The 516-nt window shown below is 56.2% G+C and carries 2 protein-coding genes; both read left to right on the forward strand.

Annotated features, from left to right (window positions below):
• Positions 1-252 (forward strand): hypothetical protein (locus CWM66_RS28245; protein ID WP_233218446.1); only part of this gene is annotated, 252 nt, incomplete at its 5' end.
• Positions 242-516, forward strand: a 275-nt coding sequence (locus CWM66_RS29385; protein ID WP_233218447.1) for a hypothetical protein, incomplete at its 3' end; no start/stop codon positions are given. The genes CWM66_RS28245 and CWM66_RS29385, both read left to right, overlap by 11 nt.

The following is a 516-nucleotide window of genomic DNA, read 5'->3' on the forward strand; positions in this document are numbered from 1 at the left end:
TACTCCTCGTCATCGCAGAGATTGCAGATCTCGGAAGTGCGGGATTCCGTGGGCAATCTGATCTTTACGGACAGCAAAGAGGAAGTTTCAGTCGACTACACGAACTACATGTGGCCAGAAGCGTTTCTGCGTGCTGACTATGCGAGAGGGATCGACTTCCTCTGGAGCAGGGGAGCGATGGCGCCGAACGGTGAGGTCAAGCGTGGCACGGTCCTTGTCAAAGACGTGGTGATTGTCAGGGATGAAAAATGAAGCCGCTGGGCTTTGCTCGAGTGCTGCCTTGGTCTTTGCCTTGTCGTTGGGATTGACTACAAGCAATCCTTTCATGATCACGGTGGGTGTTGGTGTGGCGCCCCTGATGGCGGGTTTCCTTCTTGTTCGGCGGGCGCTGTCCGTACGAGATTCGAATGTCGGAAGCCTCGCGCCATTGGCTGTTGCTTTATGGTTGGCTGTCAATGTGCTGCCTTTAGGTGCGGTGGCGGCGGACGCTGGGTTGGTCGCCGCTATGACGGTTGC

Origin of the sequence: Kosakonia sp. H7A, assembly GCF_003028445.1 — a bacterium.
Taxonomy (GTDB): domain Bacteria; phylum Pseudomonadota; class Gammaproteobacteria; order Enterobacterales; family Enterobacteriaceae; genus Kosakonia; species Kosakonia radicincitans.